This is a genomic window from Rothia sp. HMSC078H08, from assembly GCF_001808955.1.
Lineage (GTDB): Bacteria > Actinomycetota > Actinomycetes > Actinomycetales > Micrococcaceae > Rothia.
Genome location: NZ_KV795254.1, coordinates 288,055 through 307,822 on the forward strand (window position 1 = coordinate 288,055; position 19,768 = coordinate 307,822).

Genomic DNA, 19,768 nt, shown 5'->3' on the forward strand with positions numbered 1-19,768 from the left:
TGAATGTCTATTTCCCTGCCCGTCGAGCTTGAGGCCATCGCCGAAGAGCTCAACTATGAGCACGGCCGCCTCATCTACGAGGGTGTAGGCGGTAACGAGGTGCGCCGCTCCATCCTGCCCGGTGGTGTACGCGTGATTACCGAAAAAATGCCCGGTACCCGCGGCGTATCCATCGGGTTCTGGGTGGGAGTCGGCTCCCGCGACGAAGCCCCCGGCATGCTCGGCTCCACCCACTTCCTGGAGCACCTGCTGTTCAAGGGCACCGGAACCCGCACCGCCCTGGACATCGCATCCTCCTTCGACGCGGTAGGCGGCGAATCCAACGCCCTGACCGCTAAGGAGCACACCTGCTACTACGCGCGTGTGCTCGACGATGACGCACCCATGGCGGTGGACGTCATCACCGATATGGTCACCAACGCCCTGCTGGACCCGGCTCATCTGGAACAGGAACGCGGCGTGATCCTCGAAGAGATCGCCATGGACCAGGACGACCCGACCGACGTTGCTTTCGAGAACTTCGTGGAGCAGCTCATGGGCGAGAACCCGCTGGGCCGCCCCATTGGCGGTACCCCGCAGGAGATTACCGAGGTGCCGCGTGACGCCGTGTGGGAGCACTACAAGCGCTACTACACCCCGGACCGCCTGGTCATTTCTGCCGCCGGTTCGCTGGAGCACAGCACCATGGTCCGCCTCGTGCTGGAGGCGCTGACCCGCTACGGCTGGAACCTGCAGGAGGGCGTGGCACCGGCACCGCGTCGCGTACGCACCGACAGCGGCATCGTTCCGCTGAGCGAGCTGCGTGAGGTGGAGAAGGGCTTCGAACAGACCAACATTGTGATGGGCTGCCCGAGCATTATCGCCGGTGACGACCGCCGCTACGCAATGAGCGTGCTGACCAGCGCGTTCGGTGCGGGCATGTCCTCGCGTCTGTTCCAGGAGATTCGTGAGAAGCGCGGTCTGGCGTACAGCACGTTTGCGTTCTCCGGTGCGTACTCGGACGCCGGCTACTTCGGCATGTACGCGGGCTGCCTGCCCGCTAAGACCGAGCAGGTGCGCGAGGTCATGGGCTACGAGTTCGATAAGCTCGCCACCGCCGGTATTACCGAGGAAGAGCTGACGAAGGTCCGCGGCCAGCTGGCTGGCTCCACCGTGCTCGGTAGCGAGGATTCGGGTTCGCGCATGTCCCGCCTGGGCCGTGCCGAGCTGGATTCGGGACTGTTCACCAGCACCGATGAGCTGCTGGAGAAGATCCGCGCGGTCTCCCTGGAGGAGGTTCGCGACCTTGCGGCGTACCTGGGGCAGCAGCAGATGATTACCACCATCGTGCGCTAACCCCTGAACATCCCTAACGCACAACGCTGATAAGGCATAAAAACGCCCGTTCCCACACCCCACCAAATCGGGGGAGGGAACGGGTATTTTGTATGTATCGGCACCTATCAAAGAGATGCCTCCAAGTCAAAGAGATGCCTCCAAGAAGTGCTTCCGGGCGCTCTGCTGCCCATGCTCTTGACGCTCAGCATGAGCGGCAGAACCCGAAAAGCTACTGCTGAGAGCTACTATTTCTGCGCCTTGGCAATAGCCTCCATCAGCACCTGGGCGTAGAGCTCCTGACCAGCAACCTCAGGGTGAACACCGTCAGAGGCCAGCAGACCACTCTGAGTCTGCAGAGCCTGGCGGATCGTAGAGTTCCAATCCGCAATAATCACACGATCAGAATGCTGAGCCGCAAACTCACGAATCTTACCGTTCGAGTAGTCAATCCAGGTCAGGTTGCGCGGGCCGTAACCGGTGACCAGCACCAGCTTAGAATCGGCGGGCATAGCCGCCAGAACCTCGTCGAGCTGACCATCCAGAATGGTCGAGTTCGCGGTCACCGACAGCACGAAGGTTTTACGAATCTGGCCGTTGGCACCCATGGACTTAATAATCGGCAGGGCCTTAGCAATGGTTCGTCCCTCAGCCGCATCGATAGATGCCTCGGGCATCTTGTCGTACAGCTCGGGGGATACCGCCACCACAATGGAGTCACCCACAATGGTCACCTGCGAAGAATCCACCGAACCGGTCGCGGCCTTCGACTCCGAGGGACTTGCCGAAGGCTTCGCGTCCTTACCCGCAGCGCTCGGGCTTGCCGATGCGCTCGCAGCCTGTGCCTCCTGACGAGCCTTCAGGCGTTCAGCGGCGGCACGCTTGCCGTCCTCAACGGACTGCTGGGCGGTAGTCATTGCCGGAGCGGTGTGCACCGCCAGGCCGGTCGAAGCAGCAGCCACAACAACGGCAAGAGCCACCGAAACCGGCAGGAACTTAGTGCGCGAGGACTGGAAAGCCGCCACCACACGGTTAGCGCTACCGCGGAAACCGTAGCGGCGAATCGGGGTCTCAACCCAGCGGTACGACATCTCCGCAATCGCGAAGGTCGCCACCAAAACGCCCACATTTACCAGCGGGGAACGGTCCGCACCCATCAGGTAGTGCATGACCACGGCGAGCGGCCAGTGCCACAGGTACAGGCCGTAGGAGCGCTCACCCACCCAGCGTAGGGGAGCGAAGTTCAGCAGGCGGCGCAGCACCTCGGAAGCGCCAGCAAGCATGTCCGGAAGCATGCCCTGAATCACGCCCAGCGCCAGCAGGGAGGCGCCGAACAGACCCCAGGGAATCGCACCGGGAGCCGACTCGGGAACCAGAATTGCGTAGGGAATCAGAGCGAACAGGGACAGCCAGCTGATCATGACGCGGGCGAAGGCAACCAGGCCGAAGGGCTGAGCCACGCGGTACAGCACGGACTGCTGCAACGGCGGGTACAGCGACCAGGGGCGCGCAAACGCCAGCAGGGCGCCGAGCAGCAGGCCGTACAGGTGAGTGTCGGTGCCGTAGTAGACGCGGCTAATGGGGGAGCCGGACATCAGCAGTGCGGTGGCGGTGCTCAGCGACGCAATAATACCCAGCACCATGACCACGCTAAAACGACGCCAGCGGCGGCGCAGCAGCACGCCGGCGCCAACAATCAGCAGCGGCCATACCACGTAGAACTGTTCTTCCACCGCCAGGGACCAGAAGTTCGTGAAGAGCTCCGGGGAGGTCTGCGCGAAGTAGTCGTTACCGGCAAAAATGGAAATCCAGTTGGACGAGAAGGTCGCCGCACCGGCGAGCTGACGGCCCAGGTTCACCTGAATATCGCCGCCAATGAGCAGACTGACCGGTCCCATGACCAGAATCAGCAGGGTAATGGCGGGAAGCAGACGGCGGGCACGTCGGATCCAGAAATTGCCCAGGGCAATTTTGCCGGTGAGAGCACCTTCACGCAGAAGCAGGGAGGTAATCAGGAAACCGGAGATGACGAAGAAAATATCCACGCCAATCATGCCGCCGGGTAGTACGGTGGGCCAGAAATGGTACACCATCACGAGGAGCACGGCGATTGCTCGCAGACCGTCCAGACCCGGCAGAATATAACGCCGGTTAGCCTCATCTGGACGCACGGAGGAGGTAAAGAGGGACTTCATACTGTCAAAGCACTCCGTAGGATGGAAATTATAGAAATACTTCCTAATTATATGGTTGCTAACTTTAGATAGCGTATTAAACGGCTTGTATGACGGTTAGATTACTTCGCTTTTTAGACCGCTGAGGTTCCGCGGGGTATCTCACCCAGCGTGTGCGATGGCGTGCACCGCGCCCACACGGGGGATAATAGAGGCTGTACGTCACAGCGTCTGCCCCATAGTCGGGGTGCACAAAAGCTACGGAGGAGAGAAGATGGCCCACGAGGGCGACGAAAAAATCTGGAAGGTAGCGGTACTCGGTGCCGCAGGCCGCATGGGCTCTGAGGCGGTGCGCGCCGTCAACACCTCCGCAGACATGGACCTGGTGGCGGCACTGGGCCGTGGCGATGACCTGCAGGAGCTGGTCGATGCCGGCGCAGAGATTGTTATTGACCTGACAGTTCCCGAATCCAGCGAGGCGAATGTGCGTTTCGCGGTGGAGCACGGTATGCACGCGGTGGTTGGTACGACCGGTTGGACCCCCGAGCGCCTGGACTCCCTGCGCGAACTGCTGACCGAGCACCCCGAGGTGGGTGTGCTCATCGCCCCGAACTTCGCGATTGGTTCGATTCTCGCCACCGAGTTCGCGGCGAAGGCGGCACGCTACTTCGAATCGGTAGAAATCATTGAGATTCACCACCCGAACAAGGTGGACGCCCCCTCCGGTACCGCTGTGCACACCGCCCGCAAGGTGGCTGCCGCCCGCGCGGAGGCTGGCGTGGGGGCAAGCCCGGATGCCACCACCTCCGATCCTTTGGGCTCGCGCGGTGCCGTGGTCGACGATATTCACGTACATGCAGTACGTCTGCGTGGTATGGTGGCGCATCAGGAGATTCTGCTGGGTGACCCCGGTCAGCAGCTGGTGATTCGTCATGATTCTTTTGACCGTACCTCCTTTATGCCCGGTGTTCTGCTGGGTGTGCGTGAGGTGGCGGCGCATCCCGGTTTGAGCGTGGGCTTGGACGCCTACATGGATTTGTCGTAGGGGAGCGTTATGTCTGAACAAACTTCACCCGACGCCTCGCAGGTATCTTCCGAGGCTCCTAGCCCCTGGTGGACGTCGCTGCGCCTGTGGACCGTCTGTGCCTGCGTGCTGATGGTTCTGACCGTGCTGATTCTGCCGCTGCCGCTGGCGGCGCGTGCATCTATTCTGGGCGTGCTGATTTTTAGCGCCGTCTTCGTGACGGTGGATGCAGGCGGCTGGGGTAAGACCTTCGCGGCACTGACTTGCGCACTGCTGACCCTGTACCTGGTACACATTGCGCAGCAGGGGTTCGTGATGCTCACCTCCGGTTCGGTGGCTGGCATTGTGCTTGGCGCGGGTATGATTCTGCTGCCGATTCTGGGTGCGTGGGCGCTGGTGCGTGAGGTGCTTTTCGGTGCTCGTATTCAGCGTATGGCTCAGGAGTTGGCTGCTTCGGGTGAGCTGGCGGAGGATACCCTGCCGCGCACCCCGGCGGGTCGTGTGGACCGTGAGGCGGCGGCGGTGGAGTTTGAAGGCTTTGCGGCGGCGGTTGAGCAGGAGCCGAATAGCTGGAAGGCGTGGTTCAACCTGGCGTGCATGTACGATGCGGGCGGCGAGCGTAAGCGTGCCCGTGCGGCGATGCGCAACGCGTGGGCGTTGCGTTCGGGCGGTCAGGCGAAGGGTATGCGTTAGGCGCAAGCGCTGCGCTCCATCCTCAGTCCCGCATTTATTTTCGGTGTGGGGTTGATGGATAGTACCGAGGATATGTGCCCGGTTTCATAGGCTCTCGCGGAAGTACCGCGGGTTTGAAAGAGTCCGAATAGTAGAACACGCATGAAAACTTATGCGTCCTGTAGCAAAAATCTGCATTTCGGGCGTACTCTGGACATATGTCTGAGAACCTTTCGAACCCCGGTACTTTTGTTGAACCTGTCTTCGGTCGCCTCCTGACCGCAATGGTGACCCCCTTCGCGAAGGACGGCTCCGTTGATGAAAAGCAGGTTGCAGACCTGGCGAACTACCTTGTGGAGAACGGCCACGATGGTCTGGTGGTCTGCGGTACCACCGGTGAATACTCCACCATGACCGATGACGAGAACGAGCGCGTCTTCCAGATTGTGAAGGATACCGTCGGTTCTCGCGCGAAGATTATTGCCGGTGTTGGTTCGAACGATACGGCGCATACTATTGAGCTGGCGCACCGTGCCGAAAAGATTGGTGTGGACGGCCTGCTGGTTGTGACCCCCTATTACAACAAGCCGACTCAGCCGGGTGTCTACGCCCATTTTGCGACCGTTGCGCAGGCAACTGAGACCCCCGTCATGCTTTACGATATTCCGGGTCGTGCGGGCATCCCCATCGCACCCGAAACCTACCGTCGCCTTGCAGAAATTGATAGTATTGTAGCGGTGAAAGACGCCAAGGCAGACTTCGGTGCCGCAACCGAGGTCATGGCAACCACCGACCTGCACTACTACAGCGGCGACGACGGACTGACCCTTCCCTGGATGGCAATGGGCGCCGTCGGCCTCGTTTCGGTGACCGCACATGTGGCACCCGCACTCTTCCGTGCCCTGATTGATGCTGTCGTTGCACAGGACCTGGTGGAGGCTCAGCGTCTTCACCTGGAACTGACTCCGATTGTCCGAGCAACCATGGGCCGTGCCCCCGGTTGCGTTGCCGCCAAGGAAATTCTCTCCTGGCAGGGTGTGCTGGATGAGCCTGTCGTTCGCCTGCCGCACGTACTCTCCGAACCGGAGGTTGCCCAGGCTATGCGAGCTGACCTGCTCTCCTCGAGCATCGCTCACACCCTAAAGAACGCCTAAACTTTAACGCAGAACCTGCACAACTTATCGTACAGAGCGCGTATATATAGAGGACTTCGGCTACCGTCACACCCCGACTTCGGGGCGCATGATGTAGCCAACGGACGCGGACTCCACACCTAACACTAGGTGAGGGGTCCGCTCTGGCGTATTGCCGCGGTTTACCGTCGATGATTCGGCCCACCCACTCAGACAGGGGCCCAGCTTAGGTAGAAGCACCCGCGCACTACGCCCCCGAATACTTTTGAATACTTTCGGTGATTTGGACGCACCGGCAGCACCCCACCTCCTCGGCATGTGAGAGCCGAACCGGCGGGAGCGCTTGCGGTACGAAGCGTCACCTACGAATCACAGACATCACAAGAAAACATAGAAGAAAGAGGAGACACACGATGAGCGTCTTTGAAGCGAATCTTCCCCTCCCTCCCCGCCTGAAGAAGGACACCCTGCGCGTGGTGCCCCTGGGCGGCCTGGGCGAAGTCGGTCGTAACATGACCGTGTACGAAATCAACGGCAAGCTGCTGATTGTTGACTGCGGCGTGCTCTTCCCCGAAGAGTCCCAGCCCGGCGTGGACCTGATCCTGCCCGACTTCAGCTACATTGTCGACCGTCTGGACGACGTGGTCGCCATGGTGCTGACCCACGGCCACGAGGACCACATCGGCGCGGTTCCCTACCTGCTGCGCCGCCGCCCCGACATCCCCCTGGTCGGTTCCGAACTGACCCTGGCACTGGTTGAGGCGAAGCTCGCCGAGCACCGCATCAAGCCCTACACCCTCGCGGTGAAGGAGCACCAGGTGGAGCGTTTCGGTCCGTTCGAGTGTGAGTTCGTTGCTGTGAACCACTCGATTCCGGATGCGCTGGCTGTCTACATCCGCACCAAGGCAGGCAAGGTTCTGCACACCGGTGACTTCAAGATGGACCAGCTGCCGCTGGACGGCCGCATCACCGACCTGCGCCACTTCGCTCACCTGGGCGAGGAGGGCGTGGACTTGTTCCTGCCGGACTCCACCAACGCTGAGGTTCCCGGCTTCACCCCGACCGAGAAGCACATCGGTCCGGTGCTGTCGAACGTTTTCCGTGACGCAAGCGGCCGCATCATTGTGGCGTCCTTCTCCTCGCACGTTCACCGCGTGCAGCAGGTACTGGACGCAGCCGCTGAGCGTGGCCGCAAGGTCGTGCTCGTGGGCCGCTCCATGGTGCGTAACATGACCATTGCTGAGAAGCTGGGCTACCTGAAGGTCCCCGCCAACGTGCTGGTGGACCTGAAGAAGGTTGACGACTACCGCCCCGACCAGATCGTGATGATGTGCACCGGTTCGCAGGGCGAGCCGATGGCGGCACTGTCGCGCATGGCGAACGGCGACCACAAGATTCAGATTGAGCCCGGCGACACCGTGGTGCTCGCCTCCTCGCTGATTCCCGGTAACGAGACTAGCGTCTTCCGCATCATTAACGCCCTCATGAAGCTGGGCGCTAACGTGGTGCACAAGGGCAACGCGAAGGTTCACGTTTCCGGTCACGCTGCCGCGGGTGAGCTGCTGTACTGCTACAACATTCTCAAGCCGAAGAACGTTATGCCGGTTCACGGCGAGGTTCGCCATCTGATTGCTAGCGGCGACCTGGCGATGGAGACCGGCGTTCCGAAGAAGAACGTGCTGCTCTGCGAGTCCGGCACCGTTGTGGATCTGCGCGATGGCGTGGCGTCCGTGGTGGGCGAGGTTCCCTGCGAGTACCTGTACGTTGACGGCCGCTCCGTCGGTGAGGTTACCGAGAGCGACCTGAAGGACCGCCGCATCCTGGGTGAAGAGGGCTTCGTGTCCATCGTGACCGTGGTGGATCGTGCCACCAAGCGCGTGGTGACCGGCCCGGATATTCACGCTCGCGGTATCGCTGAGGACGACTCGGTCTTCGACGAGATCGTTCCGAAGATTACTGCCGCCCTGGAGGATGCTCTGCACCGCGCACCCGAGAAGGTGCACACCGTGCAGCAGCTGCAGCAGATTGTGCGCCGCACCATCGGTGCCTGGATTTCTCGCCGTCTGCGCCGCAAGCCCATGATTGTTCCCGTGGTTGTTGAGAACACCTCGAAGGCTGCGAAGAACTAATACTCTGCGCGAGGCTAACTGCCTGGCATAGCGAAAGGCGGGGTCGATACTTGGTGTCGGCCCCGCCTGCCGTGTATCTGCGCAACGTACGCGTGAAAGCTGCGCGAAAGCTGCGTGAAAGCTCGGCGAAAGCGAACGCAGTAGGGGAGAAGCGCCTCATCAGCGCCCTATCAACACCTCTATAGGCACCGGGCGGGGCGCACTTTTTAGCTCACTGATAACGAAAGAATCGGTACATTAACGGGAAGGTTGATACCCTAAAAGGTATGGCTCCACGGACCACGAAGGGTCGTAACACGACCTCTACTAAAGCAAACACTAAGAAGACCACCCGCAAGCGCACCACCTCCCGAGGCGGTGCCCAGCGCGGTGCCAACGCGGCGAACCCTGTAGCGGGCGCTATCTCCTCCGTCTGGCTGAGCATCGCTCACGCTATCGGTGGGCTCTTCCGCTCCATTGGCGCGGTGCGCACCGACCTTGCGCCCGAAGACCGCCGTGACGGTGGCGCGCTCACCATCCTGCTGTTCGGCATGATTAGCGCCGGAGTGGAGTGGTACAACTGGCGTGCCCACACCTCCCTCGGTTTGTTGCGCGCGCCCCTGGACGCCTGGCACACCATGCTGGGTGGTATTTTCGGTCAGGGCGCCCTGTTGATTCCGGTGTTCTGCCTCATCATGGCGTGGTGTGTTTTCCGTGGGCCCGACCTGATTAAACGTAATAACCGCGTGGCGGTGGGGTCCTTCATCATGCTGATGGCGGCATCCCTGTTCTTTGCACGCCATGCGGGTCACCCGACGTTCGCGGATGGTTTTGACGCCGTCTGGGCTGGTGGTGGTGTGGCTGGCGTGCTGCTGGGCACCCCCATTGTGCGTGTGAGCGGCGGTATTGCGTTCGTTGAGATTCTGATCCACCTGCTACTGGGTATTGCCGGTCTGATGGTTCTGACGAACACTCCGATTCGTCAGGTGGTGCCGCGTACTTTGCACCTGGTCGGTTTGGCTCTGGGGGAGAAGCCGAACGGCACGACTCGAACCTCCGCGAAGGATAGCCCTTCGGATGCGACTCAGACCGTGGACCTGAACGCTGAGGAGCACGACCGCAGCTACCTGTACGGTGACGATGAGAAGCCGGCGCGCTCGGCTCAGAAGTCTGGTGGCCTGTTCGCTCGTCTGCGCGGCTGGTTGGGCATTGCTCCCGCTGCGTCGACCGATTCTTCCCTGGACGAGTACGCCGGTGATGAAGCATTCGTGAGCGCCGTGGTGGATGAGACTCACCCGGAAACCACGCAGATGCCGGTACAGCCGGAGGACTCTGCACAGGATTCTGCGCAGGGATTCGCTCAGCAGACGCGCTCGGCGGCTAAACCGAACCGCCTGTCCCGTCTGCCCGGTCGCCTCAATCAGGCACCGGCTGCGCAGGGTGTGTCCGCCCAGGGTGCTTCTGCGCAGAACGGCGCTTATTCGAGCAGCCCTGACCTCTTCGACGTTGAGGCGTCGGATGCACCCGCAGCCCGCCTGGATCAGGTGCAGCGTGCCGCCGTGGCGAACGGCCGCGTGAACCGTATTCCTGGCGAGGAGCCTCTCTTTGACGTTGAGGCATATGACGGATTCGGCGCTTCTGAGGAAGCTTCACCGCAGACGAAACCGCACCAGGTGGTGAACCCTGCACAGTCTGCGGCACAGCCCGCCGCCTCGGCTTCTGCATCCCAGGCTCCTGCCGCACCCGCGGCGCAGCCGCCGATTCCGACCCGCATGCACTCGCCGGGTGCGCACCCGAAGAACGCGGCTCCCGCGGCTTCGCGAGCGCCCGAGGCTGGCGCATCCCGCCCGCTGCAGAACAACACTCAGGTGGCGACCACCGAGCAGGCGCGCGGCGAGCAGGTTGTGCAGTCCTCCCGCGGCACCTATGTGCTGCCCTCGGAGGAGATACTGGTTGCTGGTCCTCCCGCCAAGGAATCTTCCGAGGTCAACGAGCACGTGGTTGAGGCTCTGACGAATGTGCTGGAGCAGTTCAAGGTGGATGCGCAGGTCACCGGCTTCTCGCGCGGCCCGACCGTGACCCGCTATGAGATTGAGCTGGGTCCCGCCACGAAGGTTGAGCGTGTGACGGCGTTGAGCAAGAACATTGCGTACGCTGTGGCGAGCCCGGATGTTCGTATTCTGTCCCCGATTCCGGGTAAGTCCGCGATTGGTATTGAGATTCCGAATACGGACCGTGAGACCGTTGCCCTGGGTGATGTGCTGCGTTCCCCGCAGGCTCACGCGAACCACCACCCGATGGTCATGGGTGTGGGTAAGGACGTTGAGGGCGGTTTCGTGCTGGCGAACCTCGCGAAGATGCCGCATATGCTGGTCGCTGGTGCGACCGGTGCGGGTAAGTCTTCGTTTGTGAACTCGATGATTACCTCGATTCTGATGCGTTCGACTCCGGACCAGGTGCGCCTGGTGATGGTTGACCCGAAGCGTGTGGAGCTAACCGCCTATGAGGGTATTCCGCACCTGATTACGCCCATCATTACGAACCCGAAGAAGGCCGCTGAGGCCCTGCAGTGGGTAGTTCGTGAGATGGACGCCCGCTACGATGACCTCGCCCACTACGGCTACAAGCACGTGGACGACTTCAACAAGGCGGTGCGTGAGGGTAAGATTCAGCCCGATCCCGGTAGCAAGCGCACGGTGCATGAGTACCCGTACCTGCTGGTGATTGTTGACGAGCTCGCCGACCTGATGATGGTCGCTCCGCGCGATGTGGAAGAGGCGATTGTTCGTATTACCCAGCTGGCGCGTGCGGCGGGTATTCACCTGGTGCTGGCGACCCAGCGTCCTTCGGTGGATGTGGTGACCGGTCTGATTAAGGCGAACGTTCCGTCCCGTATGGCGTTTGCGACCTCCTCGGTTACTGACTCTCGCGTGGTGCTGGATCAGCCCGGCGCGGAGAAGCTGATCGGTCAGGGCGATGCGCTCTTCCTGCCGATGGGTGCCTCGAAGCCGATGCGTGTTCAGGGCGCGTGGGTGTCTGAGTCTGAGATTCACGCCGTGGTTGAGCACGTGAAGAAGCAGGCGCCGACCATCTACCGTGAGGACGTGATGGTCTCTGCCGCGAAGAAGCAGATTGATGAGGAAATCGGTGATGACCTCGATGATCTGCTGCAGGCGGCGGAGATTGTGATTACGACCCAGTTCGGTTCGACCTCGATGCTGCAGCGTAAGTTGCGCATGGGCTTCGCGAAGGCTGGCCGCATCATGGACCTGCTGGAGTCGCAGGGCGTGGTGGGCCCCTCGGAGGGTTCGAAGGCACGTGAGGTGCTCATCCGCCCGGATGACCTGCAGGCGACCCTGGCGCGTATTCGCGGTGAGGAGCCTCCGGCTGCCGACCCGTACGCGAATGCGGTGGACCCGGGCGAGGCGGTCACCGACTACTTCGATGAGCCTGATGATGAGGGCTCGGAGGACGCCTGGCAGCTGACCGGCCGCTAGTGCCTCAGCGCCCTGCCCGCTCGGCTGACCCACTCAGTTGAGTGAGCGCGCGACATGCACCCCGCATCGTCCCTGTGATGTCTGCTACGGCACACGTATAATGGACGGTACGGGGTGTTTGCGTACCCCCGATACGTTTAGGTGTCGGTGCGTACGCGGTCTCTCACCGTCGAAAGCCATCTACCCGTAAGGAGCCGTTATGAGTGAAGCTCGCAATTCCGCACCCGCAGGTGCGGTCAGCACAGCGAAACCTTCGAACTGGAATGTGCCGAATGTGTTGACGGTTCTGCGTATTATTGCGGTTCCTTTCTTTATCGTTGCCCTGGTTGCGGGCGGTACTTTTGGTGCCGCTGATCCAACGCACCGCTGGCTCGCATGGATTATTTTCATTCTTGCCATGCTCACGGACTGGGCGGACGGCTACTTGGCGCGCTCGCGTAATCTGATTACGAGCTTCGGTAAGATTGCTGACCCGATTGCCGATAAGTTCCTCACCGGCGCGGCGTTTATTGTGCTGTCGGCGCTGGGCGAGCTGTGGTGGTGGGTCACGATTGTGATTCTGCTACGTGAGTGGGGCATTACGATCATGCGCCTGTTCGTCATTAAGTACGGTGTGATGGCCGCTAGTAAGGGCGGCAAGATTAAGACCGTGCTGCAGACGGTGGCGCTGGTGCTGATGCTTCTGCCGCTGGGTCAGCTGGGTCTTGGCTGGCTGATTCCTGGTTGGGTTCTGATGGGCGCGGTCACCGCGATTACCGTGTGGACCGGCCTGGTGTATGTGCGTGATGCGTATATTTTGCGTCGTAACTGGTTGCAGGCTCAGGCCTCCCAGGGCGGCGGTAACTAGAGGCGAGGGGAGTGGCGTGTGCTGCTCCCCTTCGCTGTACCTGCGGTGCGTTGTACGCCGCGTGAGGTTTTGGGCGGCGGTGCGCCGCTGAAAGGAGAGAATGATGGTTCCCCTCGTACTTGAAGATGCTCTGTCCCTTGAGCTTTCTTCCGCTGAGGTTTTCTCCGGCACCCCGGAGGCAGCGGCGCTGTTACTGCGTGATGCGGTGCAGTTGCGCGCCGCCCAGGAGGGCCCGGTGCAGGTGGCGACGGCTGAGTCGCTGACCGGCGGGGACGTGGGCGGCGCGATTTGTACGGTGCCGGGTGCATCCGCGTATTACCGCGGCGGCGTGATTTCCTATGCCTACGAGGTGAAGGCGCAGGTGCTGGGAGTGGATGCTCAGCTGCTGGCGCGTGAGGGTGCGGTGCATCCTGCGGTGGCGGTGCAGATGGCTGTTGGTGCGGCGCGTGTGTGCGGTGCCGATTATGCGGTGTCGACTACGGGTGTTGCCGGTCCTGATCCTGCGGATGGCCAGCCGGTGGGCACGGTCTATATTGGCGTGTGTTCCCCGTCCGGTTCTGAGGTGTTTGAGCGGCACTATTCGGGGGACCGGGCGCAGATTCGTGCGGCGGCGAGTGCGGATGCGATTGCTCTGCTGGCGCGTGCGGTACGCGGCGGTGCCGGTGGGGTTCTGGAGAACGAGCAGGCGTAGCGTGCTGGGCTAGACTGTGCTGTGCTGTGCGGCGCCTGGAACGGCTGTGTAGTCGTCTGTGCAGCGCCTACCTGAGAAAAAATTTTACGGTTCAAATATATTCACAGGGTTCTTTCAGCTCCGAGGGAATAAAGGCATAGGTTCGTCTGTTTGAATAGATACAAGCCGTAAGAAGAAGACAAAAATGGCGGGGCTCCTAGCTCACGCTCCAAAAATCAGTTAGGCTTAACTATGTACAGTCCCGCGCGTCGGGAATACCTACTCAGGAAAGTGATATAGAAGCTCATGGCTAAGCAGCGCGTATCGATTAATGGCATTACTAAGTGGAAGGAAATCGAGGAGACCCCCCGACAGGCCGCCCCGGTCGTTGAGGAAGCTAAGGTTGTTCCCCTGCGACAGGCAATCGGTGAGGTCCTTCGCGACGTTCGCCAGCGTCAGGGCCGCACCCTGCGTGAGGTTTCCCAGCGTGCCCGTGTTTCCCTCGGTTACCTGAGCGAAGTTGAGCGCGGTCAGAAGGAAGCTTCCTCCGAACTGCTGGCGTGGATTTGCCAGGCTCTGGACATTCCGATGTCCCAGATGCTGCGTGAGGTTGCCGACCGTATGGCGGTTCTCGAGGGCGTTCAGATCCCGGATACTGTTCCGGCTGAGATGTCTGAGCAGTACAAGAGCGATTACTACATTCTCTCGAAGTAACGCGAGGCGGCACATGCCGCGCTAAACGTGAAGCGATGCCGTGCATCCCCGTAAGGTGGGTGTGCGGCATCGCTTATTCTCGGTTTATTACCGAGCGATGTGACGAATTATGAAGCAAACTAGCGGTGAAGCGGAAGGAGCGCTTGTGAAGCTGAGCGAATTTTGGGCGTGCATGGAGTATGAGTTCGGTGCCGGGTATGCTCCGGTACTTGCGCGGGACCTGGTGCTGGGCTCGCTGGGTCATGTGACCGCTGCGGAGGCGCTGGACCAGGGCGTTAACCCGAGGGATGTGTGGCTGGCGATCTGTGATGAGCAGGAGATTCCGCAGGAGCGCCGCCTGGGTCCGGATAAGGAACCGCTGCGCTAGGTAGTGAGCCTGGCGTGTTCTAGCGTATGGGCGGTGCCCACCGTCTGTTCCCTAGCGTTTGTTCGAGTGCTGGCGCCTGTGCGGGAGGTATTTTCGAATAATTAGCCGAGAATCCGGGGTTTTTCGAAAATATATGCCGAAACCCTATCCGATTTATTCGAAACCGGGTCGTAATTTTGTTCGACTCATGCTAGACTTTCCACATCAGGAATTTTTCGGAAAAATCTTCAAAGTTTTCCACAGATTTTAAAAAATGGCCTTATCCTGTCAGGCTGTGACCCTAGAGTAGTCTCAGAAGGAACCGGTAGGCCAAAACCTTCAAGGTCTCGATTACGAGTCCCACCGATTCCGAAGAAACATTACTCCCGTCAACCACTGACAACACAAAGAACGAGGTACTACCGTGGCTAAGAACACCAAGTCTCAGAGCGTAGCTCGCGTTCCCGAAGAGGGTCGCGCCAAGGCACTTGAAGCCGTGATGGCACAGATCGACAAGAACTACGGCAAGGGTGCAGTCATGCGCCTGGGTGATAAGGAAATCACCAAGACCGAGGTTATCTCCACCGGCGCTATCGCCCTGGATGCCGCTCTGGGTATTGGCGGTCTGCCCCGCGGCCGCGTCATCGAGATTTACGGTCCCGAGTCCTCCGGTAAGACCACCGTTGCGCTGCACGCTGTAGCGAACGTTCAGAAGGCAGGCGGCGTGGCGGCGTTTATCGATGCCGAGCACGCACTGGACCCAATCTACGCGGCTAAGCTGGGCGTGGACATCGACCAGCTGCTGGTCTCTCAGCCCGACACCGGTGAGCAGGCGCTGGAAATCATGGACATGCTGGTTGGTTCCGGCGCTGTTGATATCGTGGTCGTCGACTCCGTCGCCGCGCTGGTACCCCGCGCCGAAATTGAAGGCGACATGGGTGACTCCCACGTGGGTCTGCAGGCTCGCCTCATGAGCCAGGCGCTGCGTAAGATTACCGGCCGCCTCTCTGCAACCGGCACCACCGCAATCTTCATCAACCAGCTGCGTGAGAAGATTGGTGTCTTCTTCGGCTCTCCCGAAACCACCACCGGTGGTAAGGCGCTGAAGTTCTACGCTTCGGTCCGTATCGACATCCGCCGCATTGAGACCCTCAAGGACGGCGCTAACCCGATCGGTAACCGCACCCGCGCCAAGATCGTGAAGAACAAGATGGCTCCGCCCTTCAAGCAGGCTGAGTTCGACATCCTCTACGGTGAGGGCATCTCCGTTGAGGGCGGCATCCTGGACCTGGCGGTGGAGAACGACATCGTCAAGAAGTCCGGCGCATGGTTCACCTACGACGGTGAGCAGCTGGGCCAGGGCCGCGAGAACGTTCGTAAGCTGCTCAAGGACAACCCCGAGCTCACCGAGGAACTGCAGTACAAGGTTCTGGTGAAGCTGGGCATCATTGAGGAAGAAGTTGAGGAGCAGGCAGTTGCTGAGTCCGAGGGCAACGACCCGCTGGACGAGCTGGCTGAGGAGTTCTAAACCCGCCCGCGTAGCTTCTTGCTAACGCCACGACTGATTGCCGTGTGCTGTGCATTCCGCACGGTGCACGGCAATCTGTCGTTAACGGGAGCCCGTTAACGGGCGTATCGGGGGTGCCGAGACAACGCCTCGTTACAATGGGGGAGCGCCGTATAGCCGGGCGCACGGGTCATCAAGCGAGCCAACACAGGGGAGAGGAGGAACTGAACATGACGGAACAGAACGGTCATGAAGAGCGTGAGCAAAACAGCGCGCGTGACGGCGACGCCGGTTTTGCGGCGCTGGATGCGACCGAACCACACTTCGGTCCCTCAACTATGCAGGGGTCAGCCTTCCATGACCCTGCATTCCATGACTCGACTTTCTCTGCGTCTGTTTCCTTTGAAGCTACTGGTTCGTTTGAATCTACCGCCCCGCCGGTTGAGGTAGGCGGCTTCGAGGCGCTCAATTTTGAGGCGCCTGCCGCCCTGGCGGAGCCCATCCTCAGCTGGGAGGCGCCTCCTTCTGTTGAAGAGCCCCCGTATGAGGATGAGCCCCCATACCCTGATGAACCCCCATACCCTGATGAGCCTCCCTACGAGGACGAACCTGCGTATCCGGTAGAGCCTTTGTACCCTGAAACAGAGTACCCTAAAGCAGAGTACGCGGGGGAATATTGGGTACCCTCGGACGAAGCGGCACCCCCAGAAACGATAGCGGAGCAGCGTGGGGGCCAAGAAACCGCATCCCAGAAACCTAAGCCGAAAGCACGGCAGGCTGAAAAGCTCGCGCATAAGAAGAAGCCAGCGCCTCAGAAGAAGTCAGCGGCCACAGAAAACGCATCCAAAAAATGGGTGCGGAACAGGACCGCGGATTCGGTAGCCGCTGAGGAGTTCCCGGACTGGCACCCCGCCTCGCACGGCTTTGTTGAAGAAAGCATCGCCCGCGATAACGGCGGTGACTACGCCGGGGAGTTCCGCGTACCCGAGCTGCCCCTGCAGGCTGTGCCCGCCAGTTCTGAAGGTGGCAGTTCTGAGGAAGACGGCGAATCCCCGCGCCGTAGCCTGCTCGTTGACCCGAACCTGCCCGCCGTCTCCATTGACGAAGCGCCCGCTCGTGCCTTCACCCCCGGCGGTGCCGAGCCGCGCCCTATGGCGGCGGGGCGCATGAGTCGAGCGGGTGCCGCCTCCATCGGCTCGGGGCTCACTGCCGAAGAGAAGGAAGAGATCGAGAGGCAAGCCGCTCAGCGGGATAAGCAGAAGAAACGCAAGTCTTCGCGTGCCTCCAAGAACACCGACTATAAGCGTGGGTTCCGCCGTATGAGCGCGGCGCAGCAAGAGAAAATGCGGAGCCGCTCGCCCTACGCGCCCGCCTTCGGGGCTCGAAGCGACGACGAGGAAATCCGCAAGAGCCCCACGCGCCGCGGCTCGGGGAGCAACCTATTTAGGGAGGGAAGCGCCTTGAACGAAGAACTCACCCCCGCCGAAGAAGCACTCATTCGCGGTATCGCTGAGGAAGAGGCGCAGGGCGTCGGTACCGGAAAGCGCCGTGCCGCTTCGGTCGGTTCCCCAAAGGGTGGTTCTCGAGCTCGGGTCTCCCAACCAGGCGGCTCTCAGATGGGACATGCTTCCTCACCGCCGGAAAGCAACGTGCCTTCCTGGAAACAGAAGGTGCGTGCCGCCCGCGCTGCGAAAGAAACAGACCCCTACACGCGCGCTAAAACCATCGTGTACAACCAGCTGGCGTACTCGGCAAAAACCCGAGGTCAGCTGCGTAAGAAGCTGCAAACAGAAGGATTCGACGCGGAGCTCATTGAGCCGCTACTCGATAAGTTCGAGGCAGCAAAACTCATTGACGACGCCGAATACGCCCAAAGCTTTGTGGCGCAGAAGAGCCGCACCAAGAAGCTCTCCCGCGCCGCGCTGCGCCGTGAGCTCGCCGAACGCGGGGTGCGCGGTGAAGAGGCGGAGAACGCACTGGCTCAGCGCACCGACGAGCAGGAACGTGAGGATGCCGCCGAGCTGGTGCGTAAGAAGCTGCGCCCCGGCATGGATCTGAGTGACCGCGCCGAAAAGGATAAGGTGACCCGCCGACTGCTGGGGATGCTGGCTCGCCGCGGGTACTCCTCCTCGGTGTCGATGTCGGTGATTCGTGAGGAACTCGCCGCCTACGGTGCAGAGGACGAGCTCTGGTAGAGGGCGAATAAAGACGGTCCGCACGCACAGATAGACCCATGCTGGGGTGACCATAAAATAGGCACAACAAAGGGTGAGCCCGCTACAGACATACTCTGTGGCGGGCTCACCCTTACGTTTTTGAGATTTATAAAATACCTTGTCGAAGGCCATATCCGCTGGTTACTCGACCGCTCCCAGACGGTCCGCGAAATCGGCGAGGGTTGCATCCTGAGAACCAGCGATTTCCAGCAGCAGGCGCATCAGTTGCGCACTCTCACGGCGAATACGAGGCAACAAGCCGGCACGCGCCGAAGAAGAGTACAGCTCCAACAGGGCGCACACGGTCACCGCCGTGCACACCGCCAAATCCTCCGCCAGGTGCTCATCCAGCGGGGCGTCCTCGAACAGTGCAGAGTACAGCGCCGGCAGCGCCTTCTTACGGTCCACCCGGTAGCGCGGGTACTCCGGCGAGGAGGGGAAGCCCAACATCGCCTCAACGAAGGGGAAGCCGCGGTGGTGCAGGCAGGTGCCCTCCGCATCGACCATGCGCACCTGCGCCCCGTCCGCCGAACCAATCAACACGTTCTGCGGCGAAAAATCGCCCGAAGAGAGCATATACACCTTGCCGCGGTTGAGCTTGAACTGCTCGGGTACCGGCGGGCGCTTGGTGAAGAAGGGCTGCAGAACGCGGCGGAAACGGAAGGACAGCTCCTCAACAGCGGCGGGAAGAACGGGGGCGTCCTCATGCGCGGCAGAGCTGGAAGCCGGGCTGTCAGCACCGTGCTCGGGGGCGCGCGCCTCGTCAGCCACACCGTACAGCTTCTTCAAACCGCGCTCAGCCAGCCCCGGCGAGGCGATAGCACCCGGGAACTGCGCCTTGCGGTCGGCGCGCGCCAGGTTCAGGCGGTAATCCTCCACCGCCTCGCCCATGATGCCGCTGGCGGCAAGGGAACGGTACGCCTCAATGTAGTAGTTCAGCGCATCCAGCGCCTGCTGTTCGGTGCCCTCCAGTAGGGCGTGGGCGACCGAATACTGCTCGCCCTCAACGGTTCCGGCGCTCACATCTTCCAGCGCCAGCACGCGCAGCTCAGCGTCCGCGCCATAGAGCTGCGGGAACAGACCCGGAACCTGCCGGTTCAGCGCCTCCAAACCGTAGCGCTCACGCAGGTACCCGAAACCGCCCGCGTTCACCGTCGAATCCTTACGGCGGTAACGCTTCACAATAATCGAGGTCGGCAAAGACTGTGTAGACTCGAAAGACTGTGCAGACTCGGCGGCAGGCTCATACACGACACGCACCACAACGGAACGCATGCCGGTGCCCAGAATCTGCACGCGCTCAACCGCACGGGCAGCTACCTGATCCAAAGAATGCGCCCAGCTGAGCAGCTGCATCAGGGTCTGACGCATCGAGGCAGAATCAGCGCTCGCCTGAGGCGGCACGGGAGAGTAGGCGGCAATCGCCTCCTCGATGAGGGTGTTTAGAAGCTCCCCGTCAGGGGCGGGGGCGGAAGAATCGTTCGGTGACAGAGCCGGAAAGTTACTACTAAGGGAAACCTGCATAGAGCCATTATCCCCTATCGGA

At 61.1% G+C, this 19,768-nt stretch carries 14 protein-coding genes; 12 read left to right on the forward strand and 2 right to left on the reverse strand.

Annotated features, from left to right (window positions below):
* The first annotated feature begins 3 nt into the window (after positions 1-3).
* On the forward strand, positions 4-1,335 hold the full coding sequence (locus tag HMPREF2528_RS04750; protein ID WP_005507100.1) for a M16 family metallopeptidase: 1,332 nt from the start codon (positions 4-6) through the stop codon (positions 1,333-1,335).
* Between the two features lie 227 nt (positions 1,336-1,562).
* Here the strand turns inward: HMPREF2528_RS04750 and HMPREF2528_RS04755 are convergent, their stop codons facing one another.
* Positions 1,563-3,509, reverse strand: a complete 1,947-nt coding sequence (locus HMPREF2528_RS04755; protein ID WP_070542759.1) for an acyltransferase family protein — start codon at positions 3,507-3,509, stop codon at positions 1,563-1,565.
* A 253-nt stretch (positions 3,510-3,762) separates the two neighbouring features.
* On the opposite strand from HMPREF2528_RS04755, the gene dapB reads away from it, so the two are divergent.
* The 11 genes from dapB (at position 3,763) to HMPREF2528_RS04810 (ending at position 18,201) form a co-directional block, all read left to right on the forward strand.
* A complete protein-coding gene (gene dapB / locus HMPREF2528_RS04760) occupies positions 3,763-4,533 on the forward strand; it encodes a 4-hydroxy-tetrahydrodipicolinate reductase (RefSeq protein WP_070542762.1) in 771 nt (256 codons plus the stop codon).
* A 9-nt stretch (positions 4,534-4,542) separates the two neighbouring features.
* On the forward strand, positions 4,543-5,205 hold the full coding sequence (locus HMPREF2528_RS04765) for a tetratricopeptide repeat protein (RefSeq protein ID WP_070542766.1): 663 nt from the start codon (positions 4,543-4,545) through the stop codon (positions 5,203-5,205).
* A 197-nt stretch (positions 5,206-5,402) separates the two neighbouring features.
* Positions 5,403-6,338, forward strand: coding sequence for a 4-hydroxy-tetrahydrodipicolinate synthase (gene dapA, locus HMPREF2528_RS04770; protein WP_005507104.1), 936 nt, complete (start codon positions 5,403-5,405; stop codon positions 6,336-6,338).
* A gap of 392 nt (positions 6,339-6,730) precedes the next feature.
* Positions 6,731-8,446 (forward strand): ribonuclease J, encoded by a 1,716-nt coding sequence (locus HMPREF2528_RS04775; protein WP_049355133.1) that lies wholly within the window; start codon positions 6,731-6,733, stop codon positions 8,444-8,446.
* Between the two features lie 266 nt (positions 8,447-8,712).
* On the forward strand, positions 8,713-11,922 hold the full coding sequence (locus tag HMPREF2528_RS04780) for an FtsK/SpoIIIE family DNA translocase (RefSeq protein WP_070542771.1): 3,210 nt from the start codon (positions 8,713-8,715) through the stop codon (positions 11,920-11,922).
* Between the two features lie 199 nt (positions 11,923-12,121).
* A complete protein-coding gene (gene pgsA, locus HMPREF2528_RS04785; RefSeq protein ID WP_049341715.1) occupies positions 12,122-12,769 on the forward strand; it encodes a CDP-diacylglycerol--glycerol-3-phosphate 3-phosphatidyltransferase in 648 nt (215 codons plus the stop codon).
* A gap of 100 nt (positions 12,770-12,869) precedes the next feature.
* Complete coding sequence (locus tag HMPREF2528_RS04790; protein ID WP_070542774.1) at positions 12,870-13,460, forward strand: CinA family protein; 591 nt, start codon at positions 12,870-12,872, stop codon at positions 13,458-13,460.
* Between the two features lie 285 nt (positions 13,461-13,745).
* Positions 13,746-14,153 carry a helix-turn-helix domain-containing protein gene (locus tag HMPREF2528_RS04795; RefSeq protein ID WP_012903910.1) on the forward strand — a complete coding sequence of 136 codons (408 nt, stop codon included), beginning with the start codon at positions 13,746-13,748 and terminating at the stop codon, positions 14,151-14,153.
* Positions 14,154-14,298: 145 nt separating this feature from the next.
* Positions 14,299-14,520, forward strand: a complete 222-nt coding sequence (locus HMPREF2528_RS04800) for a DUF3046 domain-containing protein (protein ID WP_049351797.1) — start codon at positions 14,299-14,301, stop codon at positions 14,518-14,520.
* Positions 14,521-14,923: 403 nt separating this feature from the next.
* Complete coding sequence (recA, locus tag HMPREF2528_RS04805; RefSeq protein WP_049351794.1) at positions 14,924-16,027, forward strand: recombinase RecA; 1,104 nt, start codon at positions 14,924-14,926, stop codon at positions 16,025-16,027.
* 209 nt (positions 16,028-16,236) lie between these two features.
* On the forward strand, positions 16,237-18,201 hold the full coding sequence (locus HMPREF2528_RS04810) for a regulatory protein RecX (protein ID WP_070507702.1): 1,965 nt from the start codon (positions 16,237-16,239) through the stop codon (positions 18,199-18,201).
* A 162-nt stretch (positions 18,202-18,363) separates the two neighbouring features.
* On the opposite strand, the gene HMPREF2528_RS04815 is transcribed toward HMPREF2528_RS04810, so the two are convergent.
* Positions 18,364-19,746: a hemin ABC transporter substrate-binding protein gene (locus tag HMPREF2528_RS04815; RefSeq protein WP_070507700.1), complete on the reverse strand. Its 1,383-nt coding sequence runs from the start codon at positions 19,744-19,746 to the stop codon at positions 18,364-18,366.
* Between the last annotated feature and the right edge of the window lie 22 nt (positions 19,747-19,768).

Coding starts and splice junctions, on each gene's coding strand:
- HMPREF2528_RS04750 (WP_005507100.1), top strand. CDS start 4: ATGTCTATTTCCCTGCCCGTCGAGCTTGAGGCCATCGCCGAAGAGCTC.
- HMPREF2528_RS04755 (WP_070542759.1), bottom strand. CDS start 3,509: ATGAAGTCCCTCTTTACCTCCTCCGTGCGTCCAGATGAGGCTAACCGG.
- dapB (WP_070542762.1), top strand. CDS start 3,763: ATGGCCCACGAGGGCGACGAAAAAATCTGGAAGGTAGCGGTACTCGGT.
- HMPREF2528_RS04765 (WP_070542766.1), top strand. CDS start 4,543: ATGTCTGAACAAACTTCACCCGACGCCTCGCAGGTATCTTCCGAGGCT.
- dapA (WP_005507104.1), top strand. CDS start 5,403: ATGTCTGAGAACCTTTCGAACCCCGGTACTTTTGTTGAACCTGTCTTC.
- HMPREF2528_RS04775 (WP_049355133.1), top strand. CDS start 6,731: ATGAGCGTCTTTGAAGCGAATCTTCCCCTCCCTCCCCGCCTGAAGAAG.
- HMPREF2528_RS04780 (WP_070542771.1), top strand. CDS start 8,713: ATGGCTCCACGGACCACGAAGGGTCGTAACACGACCTCTACTAAAGCA.
- pgsA (WP_049341715.1), top strand. CDS start 12,122: ATGAGTGAAGCTCGCAATTCCGCACCCGCAGGTGCGGTCAGCACAGCG.
- HMPREF2528_RS04790 (WP_070542774.1), top strand. CDS start 12,870: ATGATGGTTCCCCTCGTACTTGAAGATGCTCTGTCCCTTGAGCTTTCT.
- HMPREF2528_RS04795 (WP_012903910.1), top strand. CDS start 13,746: ATGGCTAAGCAGCGCGTATCGATTAATGGCATTACTAAGTGGAAGGAA.
- HMPREF2528_RS04810 (WP_070507702.1), top strand. CDS start 16,237: ATGACGGAACAGAACGGTCATGAAGAGCGTGAGCAAAACAGCGCGCGT.
- HMPREF2528_RS04815 (WP_070507700.1), bottom strand. CDS start 19,746: ATGCAGGTTTCCCTTAGTAGTAACTTTCCGGCTCTGTCACCGAACGAT.